The sequence below is a fragment of the Aquimarina megaterium XH134 genome (assembly GCF_000520975.1).
GTDB classification, from domain to species: Bacteria; Bacteroidota; Bacteroidia; order Flavobacteriales; family Flavobacteriaceae; genus Aquimarina; species Aquimarina megaterium.
Genome location: NZ_JACB01000050.1, coordinates 14604 through 38166 on the forward strand (window position 1 = coordinate 14604; position 23563 = coordinate 38166).

Below are 23563 nucleotides of genomic sequence, written 5' to 3' on the forward strand. Positions count from 1 at the left end.
AAAAAACAAAGGGTTCCAATATTGGAACCCTTTGTTAATTTGTATATAAAATGCCTTCTGTATTTTGGAGTAAGTGATATGTTAATTTAATATTCTTATTATCCAAAGAAAGCAGATTATTCATCTCTTTCTTAGATCTTACTTTTTAACAACAGTAGCATACTGCAGATATCTCATATCCATTGCTGTAAATAGAAAAGGAATATTATATAGAAATGGCTTAATAGATTTTGTTTTATTAATACCTTTATGAAGTACTATTTTATATCCTAATCTCGTATACATATTTGCAATACTCTTACCAGTAAAGAATCGCAAGTGTGTTTTATCCATTATACCGTGTTCTTCATATTCCCAATTCTTTTTAAGTACCAGATTTTTTAAAGCACTATGGTATCTCATATTAGGTATCGAGCTTATAATGACACCGTTTTGTGATAGTTTGTTTTTTATTTTTTCTAACACCCAATATGGATCTACAAGATGTTCTAAAACATCGTTAAAATAGATAGCGTCAAAATGATTATCTGGTAGTTCATCAATAAATTTTTCACATTCACCAATAAAAACTTTGTCGAGCACTTTTTCGGCCTTTTTTCCATGCTCTGGCATCAATTCAATACCCCAGGTTTCAGTATTGTGTTTTTCTTTAATAAAAGCAGCAAAAGTACCTTCTCCACAACCAACATCTAATACTGTTTTTGCTTCTTTTGGAAAAAAAGAAAACATTTCATTTCTGATATTATTGTAGTACCCCTCGGGTTTATTGTCATAATCCATTATTATAATGTTTTTTAGTTAATGATAATTTTTGCAATTACATTTTGAATAGAAATTATCACTTTATTTTTAGGATGCAATTACTAAATATCATGCAAATATATCGATCTATACTAAAATCACATTAATTAGTATAGGTAATTGAAGTGTAATAATTTTTTAAAACCTTATAAACAGGATTATTTTTTTACTAATAAAATTTGATATGCATTAATTAAAATCTCCCAATCTTTTTTTAGCATATACTCTACAACTGTTTTTCCTTTACCACCTCCGGGAAGTCTGCAATCATCTATTAAAACGATAGATTTATCATGTAATTTATCTTCGGCCAGGATAAATTCTTGTAAGTGATGTTCCTGACTTTTCTTTTGAATCTCTATATCGGTTTTTGAATAATCATAGCTGTCTAAGTATAAAAAGTCGATAGATTCGTTGAAATTCTTTAAGAAATCTAGAGAATCTCCTAGATATACTGTTGTACTATCTTGTAAGTTTTCTTCTTGTACTGCTTCCTGAGCCCCTTGTACAGAATCTTTGCTAATATCTACAGAATGCAATTTTGCATTATTTTCTTTTGCCCATTTACCAAAAACGATTGTTGCTCCGCCATCAGTTTTAGTCGCTTTAAGACCGTTTCTCGAAGTTCCTGTCTCTACCAATATTTTTGCATTTCGTTCATTTAAAAGCTGTAATGTTTTAGAAAAAGTTATGCGTCTTCTTCTAAAATTATATTTATAAGGCATAAAAGGATATAATGATTTATGCTTAATAAGTTTGAGGATTTTAGGAAATGCAATCCCTAATAGCACAATAAGTAAAATGATAAATAGATAATTCATTATAATAATTTTAATATAATGCTGACAAATGTATTGATTTTAAAAATTACTTTTTTAGCAATATGATTCTTTAGTTTTAGTAAGTTTGTCTCTATTATTATTTTAAACATGAAAATAACACTGATTAGTCTAGATGTTTTGGGGATTAACGATGAAATTGCCAAGAATCTAAAAAAGCAGGGATATGAAGTTAATCATATAAACTTTCACACTTTTAGGTATCAGTATCCTACAGTTTTTCATCGAATTTTTAATTTTATTGGGAAAACTTTTTTTAAGTATGATATAAAAAAGAATCACTTAAATAAAGAAATCCTTAAGCGATTAAATGAAATAGGGAAACAAGATAAAATCCTAATGCTTAACGCTAATTTTTTACTGCCTCAGATTATTAAAAATATAAGTTCATTTACAGAGGATTTGACAGCATTTTTTAATGATAATATAGAAAGAATACCAAAAATATTACTAGTAGCACCTTTTTTTAATGAGGTATATACTTTTGAGCCCAATGATTCAAAAAACCATAATTTTAAATTTGCAACAAATTATATTTTTAAAGAAAACAAAAATAACCTATCGATAGAACAAGAGGTTTTTAATATAAGTACGTTTAGTAAACGATCTAAAGTTATAGATAATATTGCATTACAATTAGATGAGTTAGGGGTTTCCTATAAAATTGTTAGTTTCGGTAAAAAGAAAATCGAATCTAAAAGTAGTGTAGAGTACGTTACAGAACGAATAAATATGAAAGAGGTTAATGAGTTAGTAGCTCATTCTAATGTATTGTTAGATATTCATAGAGAAGGACAAGATGGACTATCGTTTAGAGTTTTTGAAAGTTTAGGAAACAACAAAAAACTAATAACTACCAATGCAGCTATTGCTAGCTATGATTTTTATAACCCAAATAATATCTTAATCATAGATAAAAACGATATTCAAATTCCTAAATCTTTTTTTGAAAATAAATATGAAGAAATACCAGATGAAATCTATCAAAAGTACCTGATAGATAATTGGATAAAGAGAATTCTAAATTTATAATAAGGTGAAGAATAAAAGAGTATTTGTAGATTTTCATTACTTAAAAAACTTAAATAAAGGCTTTGGGCAATTTTCATATCATTTGTCTAAAGCTTTTTCATCTATTGATACCGATCTGAATTATGTTTTTTATACCCCCAAAAAAGGAGGTTATAAATCAATATTTAATCAGAAAAATATTTTTGTTAAATACTATTATTCAATACATCGCCAGTTGGGTGTTTTTGGTCGTAATTATATATTTCATTCTACTAACCAACTAAGTAAAATTGAACCTTCGAATAAGAAAATCCCATATGTTTTAACGATTCATGATATTAATTTTATGTATGAGGATACAGTAGATCAGAAAACGAAGGATTTTATTCAAAAAAAAATAGATAGAGCACAAGTACTTGTTTTTGTATCGCACTTTACCAAAGATGAGGTGAATAAGCATTTCAATGTTATTGCATCAAAAACACAAAAAGTAATCTATAATGGTAATTCTTTAAAAGAAACCTCATTAGTTGATCCTGAAAAGAGCACAGGTGATTATCTTTTTTGTATTACGGAAATGAGACCCTATAAAAACCTGGAGAAGCTTATTTTAATGATGAATCACATTCCAGAAAAATTTAAACTTATTCTTGCAGGAAAAGGTAGTAGTGATTATGTTTTACATTTAAAAAATGTAATTAAAGAAAATAAGCTTGAAGATAGAGTTTTTTTGAAAGGTATTGTATCCGAAGAAACAAAAGTTAAACTGTTTTCTAATTGTTTTGCTTTTGTGTTTCCTTCTTCAAGAGAAGGATTTGGATTACCAGTAGTTGAAGCATTAAACTTTAATAAACCTATTTTTCTTTATAATAAAACGTCACTACCCGAAATAGGAGGTGAAGCATGTTTTTATTGGGAAGAATTAGGACCTGAATATATGGCTGATGTATTTTTAACAAAAATCACCTATTTTGAGTCTAATAGACTTATAATGGAAGAAAAAATTAAAACCCAATTAGAAAAATTTAGTTGGCAAACAGCAGCATTAGAATACAATGAAATATACAAATCCTTAATGTAATTTATACTAAGTGTATAAGTTTTTCTTATCCCGAAATACTAATTACCGAGGAACCGTATCAAAAAGTTACTTTTGTTTAGATTATTATACATAAAGAATGCAACGTAAATTTATCATACACCCAAAATACAAATCAGTTGAAACCGAAGTGCAGAAGACAATAGTGCATTTTGATGATTATCATGAGATATTGGGAGATGCAGAACGCAATGTTATAAAAATTGTAGAGATTGAAGGTAAAAAATATACTATCAAATCATTCAAGGTTCCTAATTTTATAAATCAGGTTGTATATCGATTCTTTAGAAAATCAAAAGCAGAAAGGTCTTATAATTATGCAAATAGGTTGTTAGAACTGGGAATAAAAACTCCATTCCCATTAGCCTATGATTTGTATACTACCTTTTTTTTATTTAGAAAAAGCTATTATGTTAGTGAATTGCTCAATTATGACCTTACGTATCGCGAATTAGTACATGAGCCAGATTATCCAGATCATGAAGCTATTTTACGAGCTTTTACAAGATTTACGTATGATCTTCATGAAAAGGGAATCCTGTTTTTAGATCATTCTCCCGGGAATACATTGATTGTAAAAACAAGCTCTGGGTATGATTTTTATTTGGTAGATCTTAATAGGATGGAGTTTAGGGATTTAGATATAGAAACCAGGATCCGTAATTTTTCGAGATTAACGCCCAAAAAGGAAATGGTTGCAATTATGTCTAATGAATATGCCAAGTTAACTGGTGAGGATGAATCAATGCTATATCAAAACATGTGGGGACTTACTGAAGCATTTCAAAAGAAATATCATGATAAAATAGCGTTAAAAAGAAAAATCTTTTTCTGGAAGAAAAAATATCGGGAAGATTAAAAATGAACAGTTATGATTAAAGCGAAAGCCATTTTTTAAATTTCCCTAGTTTTTCAATAGCAACAAATATATTAGTTTCGTGCGATGCTGGTTTTAAAGCTATTTTTATCCTCGACTTAGAAGAGTAATACATTTCTCCAATAGATTTTAAATGAACAATGTATTTTCTGTTTATTCTGAAGTAATCTAAAGGATTTAACTCTTGTTCTAGTTTTTTTAATGAAAAATCAATTGGTATTTTCTTACCATCCCATAGTTTAATGAAAGTTAATTTTTCGTCTGTATAAAAATAGGCAACCTGATTGATGTCTATAGTTTTTAAACTGGTGTTCATCTTTACTAAAAACCTTTTTTTGTATTCTTGTCCGGTATGCAAAAACAAATCTTTATATGCCGGAAGCTGCTTTTTGTTAAGTGAAAAAAACTTATTTATACTACGTTGTAGTGTTTCTTTGGTAACTGGCTTTAAAAGATAATCAATGCTATTTTGTTCAAAAGCTTTGATAGCATATTCAGAGTATGCGGTTGTAAATATTATAGGAACATTAATATCTAGTATTTTAAAAATTTCGAAAGAATACCCGTCGGATAAATTAATATCTAAAAAAATGAGATCGGGATTTTCTGTAGATAGATATTGTATAGATTCGTTTACAGAAGAAAGTACTTTTGTGATTATAATTTGCTCATTAACTTCTTGAATTAAGTTCTGTAACCTAATGGCAGCAATACTTTCGTCTTCTATAATAATACTTTTTATCATAATTCAGGCTCTATTAGAGGAATATAAGCAATATAATTACCATTGATTATTTTAAAATGCGGAATTTCTGGATGCAGCATTTTATATTGATTGATTAGATTTTTTAACCCTATTCCTAATGACTTTTCGTAATGATGATTCTTAGGTTGAAAGTTGTTCATTACTTTAATACTATTCCCTTCACTTATGATAGATATTTTTAGCGGTTTATTACTTTCGATGATATTATGTTTTATGGCATTCTCCAATAACAACTCTAAAGTCATAGGAGGTAGTAAAAAATTAAGTTTAGCTTCTTCGATATGATCTTCAAGAGTTATGTGTTCTCCAAACCTTATTTTTTGTAAAGACATGTAGGAGTATATTAGTTTAAGCTCTTTCCTTAATGTTACTACAACTTCTTCACTTTGGGTTAAATTATACCTGTAGATATTAGATAGTTCTTGTAAAAAATATTCAGCCTTTTTGCTGTCAATACTAATTAAACCCAAAAGACTATTAAAACTATTAAAAAGAAAGTGGGGGTTTAATTGTTTCTTTAAGGCCAAATATTGAGCTATAGATTTTTCACTTTGGTACTGGGTTAGTTTTACTTTAATATCTTGTTTTTCTTTTTGAGACTCAAGAAAGATCTCTATAAAATATACAAATACGATTATAGAGAAACAGGCAAGTAATACTGCCCAAAAAGCTAAATCAAAGAAAGGTTCGGGGTCTTCATCATCATTAAAAAAGTAAGTGCTGAATCCTTTTAAAACGAAAGTTAATACTAGGGTTTTGATTGTAATAACTATAGCCCAGAAGCTTAAAAAGTGTATTTTGTTTTTACCTGTTATAATTTTGTTTGCAATAGTGTTTTTGATATACAATCTTGACCAAAAGACAAATAAAGTAAAAAGAAAACTAACTGGTAACAGAATTAAGGTTTCAATGATACCTTCTTCTAAACCATCGGTATAGATTTCACTAATAAGATGAAGAGCATTCAACAAAAGAATGATAAGTAGATAAAAATATATTCTGTTACTTTTCAATGTATACTATTTTATTTTAGTTTTCAGTAATGGTTACAGTATCTTCTTCTACATCTACTACATAAAAATACCCAAGGGCGCGATTGCTACTATTGTCTAAATTTATCAAATTTCCTCGTATTGATGCCGGAGGAGGATTACCAACTATTGGATTTCCTAAGTTTCCGGTTTGAGTAAATAATTCTTTAAGGTAATCAAAATAAGGCTCTGATATTGATAATTGCTGAGCGGTTGCAATATCTCCAATTTCAAAAAAGATATCTTCGTTAGGTTTAACCCCAATACGTTGTTTTCCATCAAAAAATTCATCAGATACGACTAATACTTGGCTATTCCCCGGGTCGGGAACGGTGACGAACTCATTATTTTTGAAGAGTCTGTAATGGTAAAAATTTTGAACATTAATAGGGTCGGTTGTATCAAACTTTATATAGTACCCTTCGTCTGCAAAAACGGTTTCTTCTTCAAACTCAAAATAAAACTTATCGAATTTGGGTACTTCTTCCTGTAGCGTATCTGTTCCTTGGTATGTTTCTCCTTTCCATAAGATTGTGATAGTATAGGTATTTCCGATTTCCAGGACTATGTCTGAGTTTTCATAAAATCCATTGTTTGTATGTTCAAAAATCCAGGAATTTGCACTGTTAGATATAGTAACCTGAGCATCACTAATAAAAGGAAAATCTTTATTAGATAAAAAGGGTGCTGTGGTTAGTAATCTTATTTGTTGTGTGGTAACGGAAGCCTTGATATTTCGTTCTAAACCTCCATCAATTACTAGTTGAGGTGGTGTTTCGACTAGAGAGATATCGTTGGTAACATCTGTTTCACAAGAAGAAACGATTATAATTAATAACGTAAACAGTATGGTGATTATATTTTTCATGCTAATAATTTTTAAAATTTGAATTCGTATGATATACTAGGTACGATCCCAAAGAATGATAATTTGGTTGCTTGTGTCATTCCCGTAGCTATCTCTACGTTGTTAGTTTCGCCAATTTCATTGAAATAGATCGAGGCTGCATTTTGCCTGTTATACACATTAACAATACTGAAAACCCATTTTCCTTTTTTACCTTTTTTTGGATTTAATGTTGCAGAAATATCTAATCTGTGATATGTAGGTAATCGATTGCCATTTCTATTGTTATAATCGGCTACCACTAGTCCACTTTGTGTATATCGTCCTGTAGGGTAAGTAACGGGCCTTCCTGAGCCAAAAATGAAGTTTACTCCAAAATCCCACCTATTATTAAGTTTATAAAAACCTACCAGGTTTAGTTCGTGTAATTGATCACTATTGCTGGGGTAATATTTGTTGTTATTAATACCCAGTACTTTGTTTTCAGAGCGAGCGAGGGTATAGCTCAACCATCCCGTAAGCTTGCCTTCGTTTTTATTAAGTTGTACTTCCAGTCCGTATGCTCTTCCTTTTCCTTGTACGACCTGAGTTTCTATTTCTTCAGTAAATAAAAGATCTGCTCCGTCAATAAAATCGGTTACATCTTTTAGTTTTTTATAATAAGTTTCAAGGCTTAGATCATATTTCCCTTTTTTAAAAGATTTAAAATACCCAAGTGCGAGCTGATCTGCTGATTGTGGCGATAAATACGGGCCACTGGGCGACCATACATCTAGAGGAGTAGGAGAAGTAGTATTAGAAATAAGATGTAAATATTGATACATTTTATTATAACTTAGTTTTAAAGAATTAGATTCGTTTAAAAGGTATCTAATAGAAATTCTAGGTTCAAAACCATTAAATGTTTTAATGCGTTTTCCAGAGCTATAATTTGTGATCTGTGTAACTTCATTTTCTTCATAAATATCTTGTTCTGCGTTATAGGTAAGAGGAGTTCCTGTATTATATTCACGAATGTCTCCCTTTCCTAACCTTGAGAAATTTGACCAACGTACTCCATATTGCAAACTTAAATCTTTAGAAAGTTTTTGTTTTAAATCGGCATAAATACCATTTTCTAAACCAAATTTCTGACTAAATTCTTCCTCATTAATAGTAGAGCCTTTAAAAGGAGATATTTTCCCTGGTTTGAAATTATAATATGTAATATCGATACCTGTTTTAAGAGTATTATTGTTATTAATAAACCAGGATAACCTTGGTTTGAAATTATAGTTAGTAATACTGGATTTCCATCTAAACTCAGATCCTGTTCTCAAATTATCAAGGTTGTAATCGTAATTGCTATAGATAGCAGAGGTTTGCAAAAAGAGTTTTTCGTTAAGAATACTAGTCCAGCGTAAGGATGCCGATGTGTTTCCCCATATGGTTCCTAAAAACTTATCTAGCTCGAATTTATCCCTGCCAAAATATCCTGATAAAAATAAACGGTTGTTAGCATTAATATTGTAATTCGATTTAAGGTTGAGGTCATAGAAAAAAAGCGAACTATTTTTAAAATCATCGGTAAGAAAAGTAAACAAGTCAATATAAGACCTTCTGCCTGCGAGCATATAGCTTCCAGAAGCTTCTTCTTTATTCCCTTTTAATATTGGCCCTTCTATAAGTGCTTTTGCCGAAATTAAACCAACTCCTATTTCTCCACCAAAATCTTTGGTATTACCCTCTCGTTGTTTAATATCTAGTACCGATGATAATCTACCTCCATATATTGATGGGATTCCTCCTTTGTATAGCTTTGCATTTTTAATAGCATTAGAATTAAAGACAGAGAAAAAACCAAACAGATGAGAGGCATTATAAATAGTAGCTTCGTCAAGAAGTATAAGGTTTTGATCAACAGAGCCACCTCTTACATTAAATCCAGAAGAAGCCTCATTAACACTGGATACGCCGGGTAATAATTGAAGTGATTTTAGTACATCTGGCTCACCAAGTATAGCGGGTAGTTTTTTGATGGTTTCTCCTTTTAAGGATATCACACTCATTTCAGTCGACTCGATATTCTTTCGGGTTGTATTAGAAGAAATTATAATCTCATCTAATTCTGCCAATTCTTCGGAGAGATCGAAGTCTATTTTCTGATTGCCAGTTATACTAATCTCTTTACTAATGGTTTTATATCCTAAATAGCTAATTTCAATTTGGTGAATGCCTTTTTTTAGATTTATAGAATAAAAACCATAGTCGTTTGTGGTAGTTCCGTAAGTATTATTAATAATAATATTAACTCCCAGTAGTTTTTCCCCAGAAAGATTGTCTTTTACATATCCACTTATTGAAAATTTTTCCTGAGCATAGCTTCCAAGGTAAAATAGACAAAATAGGTATACAAGTTGTTTCTTCATATTTGATATAGTTTTAAACAATTTTTATTCAAAACTATATCTGTTATATACTATGTATTCTAAAATAAAGAAGAACCTCGAAAAAACCTGATAAGCCTGGTTTTTTTTAAAGGAAGAATTTTTTTCTGAGAAAAAATAGAGAAACCTTTACATGTTATTTTCGATTTTTCCTAAATAACCAAAGCTTTACATATCTCATAAAAACTGCATATGCCTGAACATAACCTATGACTAAACCAGGAACACCATCTCTAAATCCGCTTTGTATAATGTAATGTTTAAAAAATGCCCAAAGTGGTTTTATAACAAAATGATATGGTGTTAATCGTTTTGTTTTTTTGTCATAATCTTCTGCTTGCCAAGAGGCATATCTGTTTAACTTATTGATATAAGCGTCAAAAGTAGTATATGTATTGTGGTAAAATTTGTTTTTTAATATTCCTATTTTACCCGGAGTAACAATTTCTTCATGTACATGCCTGTCATCATACTTACATTTATCTCTATGAAATAGTCGAATAACTTTATCATTTCGCCAGCCACTATAGTGTATTCTTTCTCCCATAAAATGATTCATTCGCTTTATCCAGTATGCTACATAATTATCTTTTCCGGGATCTTTTAATACCTCCAAGACTTCATTTTTAAGCTCAGGGGTTACTCTTTCGTCTGCATCAACTAATAATATCCATTGGTGCGTAGCTTGCGGAATAGCCCAATTTTTTTGAAATGAAGGATAATCAAATTTTCTTTGGATAATGAAATCTGTATATTCTCTTGCGATTTCGACCGTTTTATCTGTGCTAAAAGAATCAACAACCATAATTTCATCAGCAAATGAAACTGATTCTAATACATCTTTGATATTGTGTTCTTCATTATAGCATGGGACTATAGCTGTAATTTTTTCTCTATGTAAAACGTCTTTTTCTATGATAGTTTAGTTTTAAAAATGCAAATTACAAGTTTTTACTTAAAAAAATATATAATTGATTAATGAACAATTCTGTTTTGAAATAAGGGTAAAGTTCTAAGGACTTCTTTTTGAGTTCTTTAGTGTTTTTGTTTAAAAATAATTCAGGCATATAATCAGATAAGTGAACCGATGTTTGCCTTTCTCCATCCTCAAACATATTCCAATGTTTTTTATGAATCCAGGGAGAAAAAATAGTAAAAGTAGGTATGTCAAGTGCTTTGGCCATATTTACAGCTCCTCCTTCGTTGCCTATTAATGCATCACAATGAGAGAGAATTGCAAGGAATCCTCGTAAACTTTTGGCGAATACATCAAAATGAATATGCCTCTGTGTTTTAGGCATGGTATGGTTGTAGATTGTGCGGGCATCTTTTTCTTGATTTGGGATATAATTAAAAAGAATATTTGCCCCTGTATTCTTAACAACTGCATCTATAGTTTCAGCCATATATTCGAAAGGAAGTGTTTTTCTCATTTCACTACCCAAAACACTAATCATTATTAATGGCGTCTTGGTAACAATTCCATTAGATTCTAAAAACTCACGAGCTTTTTCTTTTTCTTCTTTAGTTAAAAATATTTTTGGTCTCGTAATCTCAGAAGTAATTCTGTTTTCAGGAAAAACCAAACGTAATCTGTTTTCAATGGCTATACTAGCATTTGTAATAGGAACAAGATTTCTTTTAATGGTTTTGGTATACAAAAACTGAGTGTACCATTTATAGAAAGATACTCTTTTTGAAGCACCAGAAAATAAAGTGATAAGATTGCTTTCTAATTTCCCATATACATCGATTACATGATCATATTTGGACTTTCGTATTTCTTTTAAAAAAGTGTAAAAAGCCCTTTTGTCATTTTGAAATTCATTTTTAAACTCTATGATATGATCAAAAAATGGATTTTCTGTTATGACAGATTTAGTATTAGAGTTCACCAAAAAATCAATAGTAGCATTAGGGTGTTCTTTTCGTAATGCTTCACAAATAATAGTACTTGTGAGCACATCACCAATCATCTTTTGTTGAATAACCAAAATCTTCATATGCTATTGATCAAAATAATTGAGCTTGTCTTAAAAAAGAGAAGACAAGCTCAAGTTTCTTTCTATATGCTTTACACTATACGGCTACATCATATTCACGAAGAGCATCATTAAGTGAAGTTTTCTTGTCTGTACTTTCCTTACGTTTTCCAATAATTAAAGCGCAAGGTACATTAAATTCTCCAGCAGCAAATTTCTTTGTATAACTTCCTGGGATTACAACAGATCCAGCAGGAACAATTCCTTTTCTTTCTACAGGAGTATTTCCTGTAACATCAATGATCTTGGTAGACGCTGTTAATACTACATTAGCACCTAACACAGCTTCTTTTTCTACTCGAACTCCTTCAACTACAATACATCTAGATCCTATAAATGCATTGTCCTCTATAATTACAGGAGCAGCCTGTAATGGCTCTAAAACACCACCAATGCCAACACCACCACTAAGATGAACATTTTTTCCTATTTGAGCACAGCTACCCACAGTTGCCCATGTATCTACCATAGTTCCTTGATCTACATAGGCTCCTATATTTACATAGCTAGGCATTAAGATAGTGCCAGGAGAGATGTAAGCACCGTGACGTGCAACAGCATTAGGAACTACGCGAATTCCTTTGGCTTCATATCCTTTTTTTAATGGAATTTTATCGTGATATTCAAAAATTCCGGCTTCTAGAGTTTCCATTTTTTGAATAGGAAAATATAGTACTACTCCTTTTTTTACCCATTCATTTACTTGCCAGCCACCTTCTACAGGTTCTGCAACTCTAAGTTTTCCAGAGTCCAATAAGTTAATTATTTCACGTATTGCACTTTGCGTATTTGATTCTTTTAAAAGCTCTCTGTTTTCCCAGGCTTTTTCTATGGTTTCTTTTAGTTGGTTCATCGAATAAAAAATTTTGGTAAAGATAACAGCTTCCTTTGAAAAAAGTATCTATTATAGATATTTTAGGAAACCATTAATAAATAAGTGTCGTTTTGTAATAATATTATATTTTTGCAAAAAAAAGGAATGCCACGGATTTTAGCGATTGATTATGGAGGAAAACGTTGCGGGATTGCAGTTACAGATGAATTGCAGATTATCGCTTCTGGGTTGACTACTGTCGATACTGGTGATTTATTGTTATGGTTAAAGGATTATGTGTCTAAGGAAGAGGTCGAGCTTTTTATAGTAGGAGAACCTAAAAGGTTGCATGGAGAAGCTTCAGAAAGCGAACAGTTAATTTTACCTTTTTTAGAGAAATTGAATAAATTACTTCCAGATATTCCTGTAAAAAGAATTGATGAACGCTTTACCTCTAAAATTGCTTTTGATACAATGATAGCTAGTGGTATTTCAAAAAAGAAAAGAAGAGATAAAGCATTAGTAGATCAGATTAGTGCGACGATTATACTGCAAGATTATTTGTATAATCGATAAATAATTAGAAATAAGAAATAAAATATGATACTTCCCATTGTAGCATACGGAGATCCGGTATTGAAGAAAAAAGGAAAAGAGATAACCAAAGATTATCCCAAATTATCAGAATTGCTGGATAATATGTTTAAGACCATGTATAATGCACATGGAGTAGGGTTAGCAGCTCCACAGATTGGACTTCCTATTCGATTATTTATTGTTGATGCAGAACCCTTTTCTGAAGATGAAGAATTATCTAAAGAAGAAGCAGATCGGTTAAAGAATTTTAAAAAAGTATTTATTAATGCTACTATTTTAGAAGAAACAGGTGAGGAGTGGGCTTTTGCCGAAGGATGTTTAAGCATTCCTGAAATACGAGAGGATGTATTTCGTAATGAAACTATAAAAATTCACTATTTTGATGAGAATTTTGTAGAGCATACCGAGACTTATGGCGGGCTGGCAGCAAGAGTAATTCAGCATGAATATGATCATATCGAAGGTGTTTTATTCACAGACAAACTATCGAGCCTTAAAAAGCGTTTAATAAAAGGGAAACTGGCAAATATTTCTAAAGGGAAAATTAATTCAGAATACAGAATGCGATTCCCTTTACTAAAAAAAGGTAGGTAATCACAGGCTACTTTTAATATTTATGTTGGTTAAATGTTTGATTTTTTAAAACGAACTACTGATATTTGCCAACTTTGTGAGGAAGATGAACAAGCTTTAAAAATTTTAATAGTAATTGAAATAATTGGCGTGTAAATTCCTTATCGATCTGCGTTAATACAGGTCTGATCTTTAAAAAGAAATATATCATAAATAGATAAAAATATATGAGCTTAGATAAAATATTAGCAATTTCGGGTAAACCTGGTTTATATGAGTTAAAAACTCAAACTCGAAGTGGATTTTTAGCAGAATCTTTATTAGATGGAAAAAGGTTATCGGTAAGTATAAGACACAATGTAAGTGTGCTTAGCGAAATTGCAATTTATACATTTACAGAAGAAGTTCCCTTACGAGAAATCTTTAAAAAGATTTTTGAAAAAGAAAATGGCGAAAAAGCTATAAGTCACAAAGAATCTAAAGACAAATTAGAAGCTTATTTTAGCGAAGTGCTACCAGATTATGATGAGGATAGAGTGTATGCTAGCGATATGAAAAAAGTAATTCAATGGTATAATATTTTACAATCCAAAGGATTAACAGATTTTGATGAAATAGAAGAAGAGAAAGTTACTGAAGAAGAAGAATAAGAACATAATTTTTTATAATAAAATCCTGTCGTGAGGCAGGATTTTATTTTTTTATATATGTTGTGAATTCATTTTCAAATTTTTAAGTTGTTGAAGGAATATGGATAAGTTACATAATATTGATCGATTTTCGATGTATGATTTGATGACTTCTTTGTATTTTTGCGCAAAATTTTAATACAATCTTACTAAATATTTAGTTTACATGGCTAATACCAAATATGTTTTTGTAACCGGAGGTGTGTCTTCTTCTTTAGGAAAGGGGATTATAGCAGCTTCTCTGGCAAAATTATTACAAGCAAGAGGATACAGGGTTACAATTCAGAAACTGGATCCATATATTAATGTTGATCCGGGAACCTTGAATCCATATGAACATGGTGAATGCTATGTAACCGACGATGGAGCAGAAACTGATCTTGATCTGGGGCATTATGAGCGTTTTCTGAACACGCCAACCTCTCAAGCCAATAATGTAACTACAGGAAGAATATATCAAAGTGTTATTCAAAAAGAAAGAAGAGGAGAATTTTTAGGAAAAACAGTTCAGGTTGTTCCGCACATTACAAACGAAATAAAGGAAAGAATACAGATTCTGGGTAAAAGCGGATCCTACGATATTGTAATTACCGAAATAGGAGGAACCGTTGGTGATATAGAGTCTTTACCGTATATAGAAGCTGTACGTCAATTAAAATGGGAACTTGGGGATACTAATGCTTTAGTGATTCATTTAACTTTAATTCCATATCTTTCTGCAGCTGGAGAGTTAAAAACAAAGCCTACTCAGCATAGTGTGAAAACATTGATGGAAAGTGGGATCAAAGCAGATATTTTGGTATGTAGAACCGAGCATGAACTCTCTGATGATTTACGTAAAAAACTAGCGCTTTTTTGTAATGTTAGACAAGAAGCAGTAATACAATCTATAGATGCATCTACAATTTATGATGTACCTAATCTAATGTTAGAAGAAGGTCTGGATAAAGTAGTTCTTAGACAACTGGTACTTCAAGATGATGATACTCCGGATTTAGAAAACTGGAATAAATTTTTGCAGAGGCATAAAAATCCAAAATGCCAGGTCACTATTGGACTTATAGGTAAATATGTAGAACTACAAGATTCTTATAAATCGATTTTAGAAGCTTTCATTCATGCAGGTGCAGAAAATGAAGTGAAAGTAAATGTGGTAAGTATACATTCTGAGTATATTACTAACGATACAATAGAAAATGAAATAGCTCACTTAGATGGTATTTTGGTAGCACCGGGATTTGGTGAACGTGGGACAGAAGGAAAAATAAAAGCAGTGCAATTTGCTAGAGAAAATAAACTCCCATTTTTTGGAATTTGTTTAGGAATGCAAATGGCAGTTATTGAGTATTCTCGTAATGTTATGGGAATTAAAGAAGCTTCTTCTGTAGAAGTAGATGAAAATACTCTACATCCAGTAATTGATATTATGGAAGAGCAAAAGAATATTACCGATATGGGAGGTACTATGCGATTAGGTTCTTGGGATTGTGAATTGAAAGAAAACAGTAAAGTGTTTGAAGCATACGGGAAATCTATGATAGCCGAACGCCATCGCCATAGGTATGAATATAATAATAATTATAAAGAACAATTAGAAAAAGCAGGACTTAGTACTACAGGGGTTAATCCAAAAACTGGATTGGTAGAAATTGTAGAGATCCCAGATCATCCTTGGTTTGTTGGGGTTCAATACCATCCAGAGTATAAGAGTACAGTTGCAAACCCACATCCTTTGTTTATTGCTTTTATAAGAGCCGCTGTAGAATATTCAAAAAGTGATAAGAGTGCCAAAGTGTCACAAGGATAGTAATTGGCTAGATAATTGACAACAAAATAACAATATATAATTCTAAAAGCCTTTCTGAGATATCAGATAAAGGCTTTTTATACATCAATACATGGAAGAAAAGAAATTTGATCTTAATTCGATAATTGGATTTGCACTTATTTTTGGAATCATCGTTTGGATGTTCTACCTAAATCAACCAACTCCAGAAGAAATTGAGGCAGAAAAAGCTAAAAAAGAACAGTTAGAGTCAGAGACAAAAACAGACAAGGAAAAAACTACAGATTTTGTAAAAGAAAGCGAAGCTATCATAGCAAATCCATTAGATTCGGTTGCATTATCTAATGCAAAATCGCAATTAGGAGCATTTTCGTATTCTGCTAGTTTACCTTCGGCCAAAGATGAATTCACCAAGATTGAGAATGAAGTTTTGAGCCTTAAAGTAAATAATAGAGGAGGGTATATCTCTGAAGCATTATTAAAAAACTTTAAAACCTATGATTCGGTTCCTGTTTATCTGATTAAGGACGGGAAAAATGCTTCTTTCAATATTAATTTTGGAACTACAGATAATAGAATCTTAAATACAAAAGATTTATTCTTTGAACCTACGGTAACCAAAAATGGAGAGAATACAATCTTATCTATGAAACTAAAGGTTTCGAACACCAAATTTCTAGAATATCGATATGAACTGAAACCAGATGAGTATATGGTTGATTTTACAGTTCGATCTCAAGGGTTACAACAAGTAATTAATAGTAGTCAAACAGTAAACCTGGATTGGAAACTTCAGGGGATAAGACATGCTAAAAGCGCAACATATGAAAATCGATATACCGAGGTTTTATATGAATATGATGGTGATAAAGATGACTATTTAGGGCAAGGAGAGTTTGCAGATGACGAAGAGCAAGATGTGAGTTGGATAGCTTTTAAACAACATTTCTTTACTTCTGTGCTGCTAACAGATACTCCATTCAAAAAAGCATCTTTTACTTCTAAAAATATAGCAAACTCAAGCGAGTTGGATGATAAAGATATAAAAGTAACCAAAGAATTTTCTGCCTCTATGCCTTTAGAGCTACAAGGAGGAGAACTTAATTATTCAATGGATTGGTATTATGGTCCTACTGATTATAGAATTTTAAATACTTATGAGCGTAATCTTGATGAGATAGTACCTCTAGGTTGGGGAATTTTTGGGATAATAAATAAGTATTTGTTTATACCGTTTTTTGCATTTTTAAGTGGTTTTCTGCCTTATGGGATCGCTATTATTGTGATGACCATTATTGTACGTATCATTTTATCTCCCGTTACGTACAAGTCATATTTATCACAGGCTAAAATGAAAGTTTTACGACCAGAGATTACAGAAATTAACGAAAAACATAAGGATAATGCGATGAAGAGGCAACAAGAAACAATGGCTCTTTATGGCAAAGCAGGGGTTAACCCGATGAGCGGTTGTTTACCTGCGGTAATGCAGATTCCTGTTTTTTATGCCTTATTCAATTTCTTCCCAAGTGCATTTCAATTACGACAAAAAAGTTTCTTGTGGGCAGATGATTTATCTAGTTATGATACTATAGCAGAGCTGCCATTTACTATACCTTTTTATGGAGATCATATCAGTTTGTTTCCTATACTGGCATCGGTAGCTATTTTTATCTACATGATGATGACTACAGGGCAAACAATGCAAACACAACAACCAGGGATGCCTAATATGAAATTTATTATGTATTTATCTCCATTAATGATGTTGTTTTTCTTTAATAACTATGCAAGTGGTTTATCATTGTACTATTTTATTTCTAACCTAATTACTATAGGGATTATGTTAGTCATTAAAAATGTAATTATTGATGAAGATAAGATTCATGCCAAGATTCAAGAAAATAAGAAGAAACCTAAGAAACAAGGTAAGTTTCAGAAAAAAATGAAGGAATTAATGGAACAGGCAGAACAACAACAAAAGACAAAAAAGAAATAACCTTAATGTTCATATATTTTAGAAAAGCTCCTGAATAAGGAGCTTTTTTTTAATTTAACCTTCGTTTTGTGAATTTGATTTTATATTATTGGTATACTTTTTGGAGATTAGATTTGTTGAAATAATGTCCCAAATTAAATTGTAGTTATGCGAAGTATATTTTTATTTTGTAGTTTATCTTTTCTTGTATGTTGCTCTGTTTTAGGTCAAAAATATAATGCATTTGATGCTAATGGTAAACGGCATGGTAAATGGCAAAAAAAATACAAAGATAGCGACCAGCTTCGCTATGAAGGAAAATTTGATCACGGAAAAGAAATAGGAGAATTTAAATTTTACAAACCTATTAATGGGGAGTTTCCTACTGCAATTAAAACGTTCTCAAAAGATAACGATACAGTTGGCGTTAAATACTTTACTCAAAAAGGGAAAGTAATAAGTGAGGGTCAGATGATTGGTAAAAACCGAATAGGAATATGGAAATATTACCATAAAGGATCTGATAAGATTATGATGACCGAACAATACCAATCTGGAAAATTAGAAGGAGAACAACTTACCTATTTTGAAAATGGCCAGTTAACCGAAAAAGCTCTGTATATCAATGGCAAGCAAAACGGAAAAAGAATTATGTATTCTGATACAGGTGTGATCATAAAAGAATTTACCTATGAAAATGACCAGTTACATGGGATTACTAAGTATTATGATACAAACGGAATATTGATTATCGAAGGAAATTATAAAAGAGGACGTAAAGATGGTATGTGGAACTACTATAAAGAAGGAAAACTCTCTGAACAAAAATTATTTCCGGTTCAAAAAAGAGGGTTTTAGGATTGATATATAAAATACCATTATAGATAAAACCATAAAGCATTGCACTAGCATTGCTTTTTTTATTTATTACTTTTGCATAAAAATTTTAAAGATTAAATACAGCATTTTTGATGAAGAGAGTAATCGTAGGATTATCGGGTGGAGTTGATTCTAGTGTAGCCGCATATTTACTTAAAGAACAGGGGTATGAAGTTATTGGCTTGTTTATGAAAAACTGGCATGATGACTCGGTTACAATATCTGATGAATGCCCTTGGTTAGATGATAGTAATGATGCATTATTGGTAGCAGAAAAATTAGGAATACCATTTCAGACTGTTGATCTTAGTGAAGAGTATAAGGAACGTATAGTTGATTATATGTTCAATGAATATGAGAAAGGACGTACACCAAATCCGGATGTATTATGTAATCGTGAAATCAAATTTGATGTTTTCCTAAAAATTGCATTATCGCTTGGAGCAGATTATGTAGCTACAGGACATTATTGTAGAAAAGATACTATTATAAAAGAAGGAAAAGAAGTATATCGTTTATTAGAAGGAAAAGACCCTAATAAAGATCAATCTTATTTTTTATGTCAACTATCTCAGGAACAACTGGCAAAAACACTTTTTCCTGTAGGTGAATTACTGAAACCCGAAGTTAGAGATATTGCCAAAGCGCAAGGCTTAGCAACTGCAAATAAAAAGGACTCTCAGGGATTATGCTTTATTGGGAAAGTTAGACTGCCAGAATTTCTTCAACAAAAATTACAACCAAAACAAGGAAATATTATTGAAATATCTCCTTCAGAAAAAAAATACCAACGAGAACGCCCTCAATTTGTATCCAAAAGAGACGAATTAGAGTTTTTATCTAACAAATATACGTATGATATTAATGATGGTAAGGTAGTAGGAAAACATCAGGGTGCACATTTTTATACTAAAGGACAACGTAAAGGTTTGGCGGTTGGAGGTACTCCAGAACCACTTTTCGTAATAGAAACCGATGTAGAAACGAATACTATTTATACAGGTCAGGGAAAAAAACATCCTGGATTATATAGAAAAGCTTTGTTTATAGCTATAGAAGAGCTGCATTGGGTGAGAGATGATCTTAAATTAATGATAGATGAAGAGCTAGAAGTAATGGCGAGAATTCGATATAGACAACCATTAGAGAAAGCTACATTGTATAGGGTTGATTCTGGAGTATATGTGGTTTTTGAAAATGATCAAAGCGCAATAACCGAAGGTCAATTTGTAGCATGGTATATCGAAGATGAATTAGTTGGGTCTGGAGTAATCTCATAAAAATTAAACTACACATATTTATATAGTATGAACAAAATTAAAGAGCTATTTGATATTCAATACCCAATAATACAAGGGGGGATGATATGGGCAAGTGGTTGGAGGTTAGCAAGTGCAGTGAGTAACTCAGGAGGCTTGGGGCTTATAGGATCGGGATCTATGTATCCAGATGTACTTAGAGAGCATATTCAGAAATGTAAAAAAGCAACCAGTAAACCTTTCGGAGTAAATATTCCGATGTTATATCCTAATTTGGAAGAGGCTATACAGATTATTATCGAAGAAGGTGTAAAAATAGTATTTACCTCTGCCGGGAATCCAAAAATATATACTTCTTACCTTAAAGAAAAAGGAATTACAGTAGTACATGTAGTAAGCAGCCTTAAATTTGCTTTAAAAGCACAAGAGGCTGGTGTTGATGCAGTGGTAGCAGAAGGATTTGAAGCAGGAGGGCATAATGGAAGAGATGAGACTACTACATTAGCATTGATTCCTATGGTCAAAGAAAGAATAAATGTTCCTTTAATCGCAGCCGGAGGTATTGCTACAGGTGCGGCTATGTATGCTGTTATGGCTCTGGGAGCAGATGGTGTTCAGATAGGAAGTCGTTTTGTGGCAAGTGAGGAAGCATCTTCACATATCAATTTTAAAAATATGGTGGTAGAGGCAAAAGAAGGAGATACGCAACTTACTCTAAAGGAGTTAGCCCCGGTAAGGCTACTTAAAAATAAATTTTATCAGGATGTAGAAGCATTATATGCTACGGCGCCTTCGGTAGATGAGTTAAAAACACTATTAGGGCGTGCCCGGGCGAAAAGAGGTATGTTTGAAGGAGATCTAATTGAAGGAGAATTAGAGATAGGACAAGTGTCAGGATTAATTCATGACATTAAACCAGTAGCTGCTATACTGGAAGATATGATAATTGAATTCAATACTATACAGCATAAAATGAACGGTGTTTCCTTATAAAAATCTTTTTTCATTCTGAAATAAGACAAGTAATATGTTGCTCGCAGATATTTAGGGTATCATAAGAATTCATACGTTGCTGTATGGTCAGTATCGTTTCTAGATATTTATCTGTTCCTAATATTTTTTCGGTAGCATTTTGTATTGTAATTACTCGAGGTTTTTCTGTTTTTAGATCGATACTAATCCCAGAATAATCCATTCTGGAACAGATCTCATTTTTACCTTCATTAACTCCTGCAGTTATCATTGGCACACCGTGTTTAATGCTAAGTAAGGCACTGCCGTATCCTCCATTCATAATAAAAACATCTATATGAGGCATTACAGAATCATAAGCTATAAAATCTTCGATATAATAATGTTGTTGAGGATATCGTTTTTGTAAATCTTTAGTATTGGTATAGCCCGTGGCTACCAGAACTATGTAATCTGAATCTTTAAAAGCTTCTAGAGATGGAATGATAAGTTTATCTAGATTTTTTTCTACAGTTCCCTGAGATACCAATATGACTTTTTTAGAGGTGTCTAGAATAGTGCTCCAATCTTTTTTTACCTTTTGATTTTTATTGTTAGTTTGTACTTGTAGTACACCAACATATTTTATAGAAGCCGGAAGACTATACCTTGGATAATCGATTTCAGGAATCCCGTTTTGCAAAAAAACATCCGATTGTAAAGGGGCGACATCAAAAATAGTTAGGTTTTCTTCTTCAGGTAAATCCAATGAACGCAATAACTGATTATATGCAACTCTTGTTTCGTTAAAAATAAGCTTGTCTGCCATTAGCTTTATAAAATTCTGTTTTCTCTTGCCGAAAAATGTTGTAGCAGGCTGATGACCAATGCCATATAAGGGAATGTCGGGCGCAGAAAGTGCTAAAGGTACAACCCCTATACTAGCAATAGGCACGTTAAGTTTTTTCTTAACAATAGATCCGGGAAAAGTGTTGTCACATACCAAAATGTCAAATGGAAAAATTTCATGTATTTCTGCTATATCTTCATAGTAACCTTTCATTCTATTAATAAACAGATTAATGATATCGAACTTAATGTGTGCAATTCCTTTTAGCATTTTTCGATCAGGATACATTTGATCTATTTCTTCTATTTTAAGCTCCTGTGCATTTCGAAATGGTAAATACGGTATTCCCATTTGGTGTAGCTTATTTTTATACCCCTCTCCAGTATACCATCTTACATCATATCCTTTTGCTTTGAGGTGAATAGCTATAGCTGTCATAGGATTAAAATGCCCATCCGCAGGTATACATGCGAAAAGGATTTTTTTTTGAGACATCAGTGTCATTAAGATATGTTTTTTTAGGAGGGTAAAATTATAATATATTAAAACTAAACCTAATTTTTGATAAAACATTACTTTTGAAATAAAAAGATAAATGAACTCAAGAGAAGATCAGCTTCAAGCTTTTGATAGATTATTAACTATCATGGATGAGCTTCGTGAGCAATGTCCGTGGGATAAAAAACAAACATTTCAGTCGTTAAGACATTTAACTATAGAAGAGACTTATGAGCTTGGTGATGCAATTTTAGATAATGATCTGGAAGAAATAAAAAAAGAGCTTGGAGATTTGTTATTACATATCGTGTTTTATGCTAAAATTGGGAGCGAAACAAAAGCTTTTGATATTGCAGATGTAGCCAACGAGATTTGCGAAAAATTAGTCCATAGGCATCCTCATATTTATGGAGATGTTACTGTTGATAATGAGGAAGATGTAAAGCGTAATTGGGAAAATTTAAAACTTAAAGAAGGAAAAAATAGTGTTCTCGAAGGAGTTCCTCAATCTTTACCAGCAATGGTAAAGGCAAGCAGAATTCAGGATAAAGTGGCTGGAGTAGGGTTTGACTGGGAAGAACCTTATCAGGTATTTGAAAAACTTAAAGAAGAACTTGATGAATTACAACACGAAATAGAAGTAGAGGACCAGGAAAAAATAGAATCAGAATTTGGAGATGTTCTTTTTTCTATGATTAATTATGCTCGTTTTCTTAAGGTAAACCCAGAAGATTCATTAGAACGTACGAACAAAAAATTTATAAAGAGGTTTCAGTATTTAGAGTCAAAAGCAAAAGAAAATAATAAAAGCCTTAGAGATATGACACTTGCCGAAATGGATGTTTTTTGGGAAGAAGCAAAAAAGCTATAATCATATTTATGCTTGTTACCTTATATACTATTATTGAAGAAAATATATAGTATGAGAAAGTTTACCAAAATTGAAATTT

The 23563-nt window shown here is 31.6% G+C and carries 22 protein-coding genes; 12 read left to right on the plus strand and 10 right to left on the minus strand.

Annotation, left to right across the window (positions count from 1 at the left end; genetic code table 11):
- Window positions 1-138: 138 nt before the first annotated feature.
- Window positions 139-780, minus strand: a complete 642-nt coding sequence (locus Z053_RS0122675) for a class I SAM-dependent methyltransferase (protein ID WP_025667253.1) — start codon at window positions 778-780, stop codon at window positions 139-141.
- A gap of 179 nt (window positions 781-959) precedes the next feature.
- A complete protein-coding gene (locus tag Z053_RS0122680) occupies window positions 960-1622 on the minus strand; it encodes a class I SAM-dependent methyltransferase (RefSeq protein ID WP_025667254.1) in 663 nt (220 codons plus the stop codon).
- A 108-nt stretch (window positions 1623-1730) separates the two neighbouring features.
- On the opposite strand from Z053_RS0122680, the gene Z053_RS0122685 reads away from it, so the two are divergent.
- The 3 genes from Z053_RS0122685 (at window position 1731) to Z053_RS0122695 (ending at window position 4609) form a co-directional block, all read left to right on the plus strand.
- On the plus strand, window positions 1731-2672 hold the full coding sequence (locus Z053_RS0122685) for a hypothetical protein (RefSeq protein ID WP_025667255.1): 942 nt from the start codon (window positions 1731-1733) through the stop codon (window positions 2670-2672).
- Between the two features lie 4 nt (window positions 2673-2676).
- A complete protein-coding gene (locus Z053_RS0122690; protein WP_025667256.1) occupies window positions 2677-3732 on the plus strand; it encodes a glycosyltransferase family 4 protein in 1056 nt (351 codons plus the stop codon).
- 97 nt (window positions 3733-3829) lie between these two features.
- A complete protein-coding gene (locus Z053_RS0122695; protein WP_025667257.1) occupies window positions 3830-4609 on the plus strand; it encodes a lipopolysaccharide kinase InaA family protein in 780 nt (259 codons plus the stop codon).
- 16 nt (window positions 4610-4625) lie between these two features.
- Here Z053_RS0122695 and Z053_RS0122700 read toward each other — a convergent pair whose 3' ends face one another.
- The 7 genes from Z053_RS0122700 to Z053_RS0122730 all read right to left on the minus strand — a co-directional run bounded on the left by Z053_RS0122700 (window position 4626) and on the right by Z053_RS0122730 (window position 12592).
- Window positions 4626-5372, minus strand: a complete 747-nt coding sequence (locus Z053_RS0122700; RefSeq protein WP_051476123.1) for a LytR/AlgR family response regulator transcription factor — start codon at window positions 5370-5372, stop codon at window positions 4626-4628.
- Entirely contained in the window at window positions 5369-6406 is a 1038-nt protein-coding gene (locus Z053_RS29190) for a sensor histidine kinase (protein WP_051476124.1), read from the minus strand. Before Z053_RS29190 ends, Z053_RS0122700 begins: the two co-directional genes overlap by 4 nt.
- Window positions 6407-6422: 16 nt before the next feature.
- Window positions 6423-7292: a DUF4249 domain-containing protein gene (locus tag Z053_RS0122710; protein WP_025667260.1), complete on the minus strand. Its 870-nt coding sequence runs from the start codon at window positions 7290-7292 to the stop codon at window positions 6423-6425.
- A gap of 11 nt (window positions 7293-7303) precedes the next feature.
- Window positions 7304-9679 (minus strand): TonB-dependent receptor, encoded by a 2376-nt coding sequence (locus tag Z053_RS0122715; protein WP_035096596.1) that lies wholly within the window; start codon window positions 9677-9679, stop codon window positions 7304-7306.
- A gap of 154 nt (window positions 9680-9833) precedes the next feature.
- Window positions 9834-10613: a glycosyltransferase family 2 protein gene (locus Z053_RS0122720; RefSeq protein WP_035096597.1), complete on the minus strand. Its 780-nt coding sequence runs from the start codon at window positions 10611-10613 to the stop codon at window positions 9834-9836.
- Window positions 10614-10638: 25 nt separating this feature from the next.
- Complete coding sequence (locus tag Z053_RS0122725; protein WP_025667263.1) at window positions 10639-11700, minus strand: glycosyltransferase family 9 protein; 1062 nt, start codon at window positions 11698-11700, stop codon at window positions 10639-10641.
- Window positions 11701-11776: 76 nt separating this feature from the next.
- Window positions 11777-12592, minus strand: coding sequence for a 2,3,4,5-tetrahydropyridine-2,6-dicarboxylate N-succinyltransferase (locus tag Z053_RS0122730; protein ID WP_025667264.1), 816 nt, complete (start codon window positions 12590-12592; stop codon window positions 11777-11779).
- A gap of 126 nt (window positions 12593-12718) precedes the next feature.
- Between Z053_RS0122730 and ruvX the strand changes: the two genes are divergently transcribed.
- The 8 genes from ruvX (at window position 12719) to Z053_RS0122770 (ending at window position 21307) form a co-directional block, all read left to right on the plus strand.
- Window positions 12719-13129, plus strand: a complete 411-nt coding sequence (ruvX, locus tag Z053_RS0122735; RefSeq protein ID WP_025667265.1) for a Holliday junction resolvase RuvX — start codon at window positions 12719-12721, stop codon at window positions 13127-13129.
- Window positions 13130-13153: 24 nt separating this feature from the next.
- Entirely contained in the window at window positions 13154-13744 is a 591-nt protein-coding gene (def, locus tag Z053_RS0122740; protein WP_025667266.1) for a peptide deformylase, read from the plus strand.
- Window positions 13745-13950: 206 nt separating this feature from the next.
- A complete protein-coding gene (locus Z053_RS0122745; protein WP_025667267.1) occupies window positions 13951-14373 on the plus strand; it encodes a DUF5606 family protein in 423 nt (140 codons plus the stop codon).
- 205 nt (window positions 14374-14578) lie between these two features.
- Entirely contained in the window at window positions 14579-16219 is a 1641-nt protein-coding gene (locus tag Z053_RS0122750) for a CTP synthase (protein WP_025667268.1), read from the plus strand.
- Between the two features lie 91 nt (window positions 16220-16310).
- Complete coding sequence (yidC, locus tag Z053_RS0122755; protein ID WP_025667269.1) at window positions 16311-18197, plus strand: membrane protein insertase YidC; 1887 nt, start codon at window positions 16311-16313, stop codon at window positions 18195-18197.
- Between the two features lie 147 nt (window positions 18198-18344).
- The gene (locus tag Z053_RS0122760) at window positions 18345-19034 is read left to right on the plus strand and encodes a toxin-antitoxin system YwqK family antitoxin (protein ID WP_025667270.1); all 690 of its coding nucleotides are present in this window, start codon (window positions 18345-18347) and stop codon (window positions 19032-19034) included.
- A 113-nt stretch (window positions 19035-19147) separates the two neighbouring features.
- A complete protein-coding gene (gene mnmA, locus Z053_RS0122765) occupies window positions 19148-20335 on the plus strand; it encodes a tRNA 2-thiouridine(34) synthase MnmA (protein ID WP_025667271.1) in 1188 nt (395 codons plus the stop codon).
- A gap of 27 nt (window positions 20336-20362) precedes the next feature.
- Window positions 20363-21307 carry an NAD(P)H-dependent flavin oxidoreductase gene (locus Z053_RS0122770; protein ID WP_025667272.1) on the plus strand — a complete coding sequence of 315 codons (945 nt, stop codon included), beginning with the start codon at window positions 20363-20365 and terminating at the stop codon, window positions 21305-21307.
- 10 nt (window positions 21308-21317) lie between these two features.
- Here Z053_RS0122770 and Z053_RS0122775 read toward each other — a convergent pair whose 3' ends face one another.
- Window positions 21318-22619, minus strand: coding sequence for a glycosyltransferase (locus tag Z053_RS0122775; protein WP_051476126.1), 1302 nt, complete (start codon window positions 22617-22619; stop codon window positions 21318-21320).
- Between the two features lie 91 nt (window positions 22620-22710).
- On the opposite strand from Z053_RS0122775, the gene mazG reads away from it, so the two are divergent.
- A complete protein-coding gene (gene mazG / locus Z053_RS0122780) occupies window positions 22711-23484 on the plus strand; it encodes a nucleoside triphosphate pyrophosphohydrolase (RefSeq protein WP_025667274.1) in 774 nt (257 codons plus the stop codon).
- Window positions 23485-23563 lie beyond the last annotated feature (79 nt).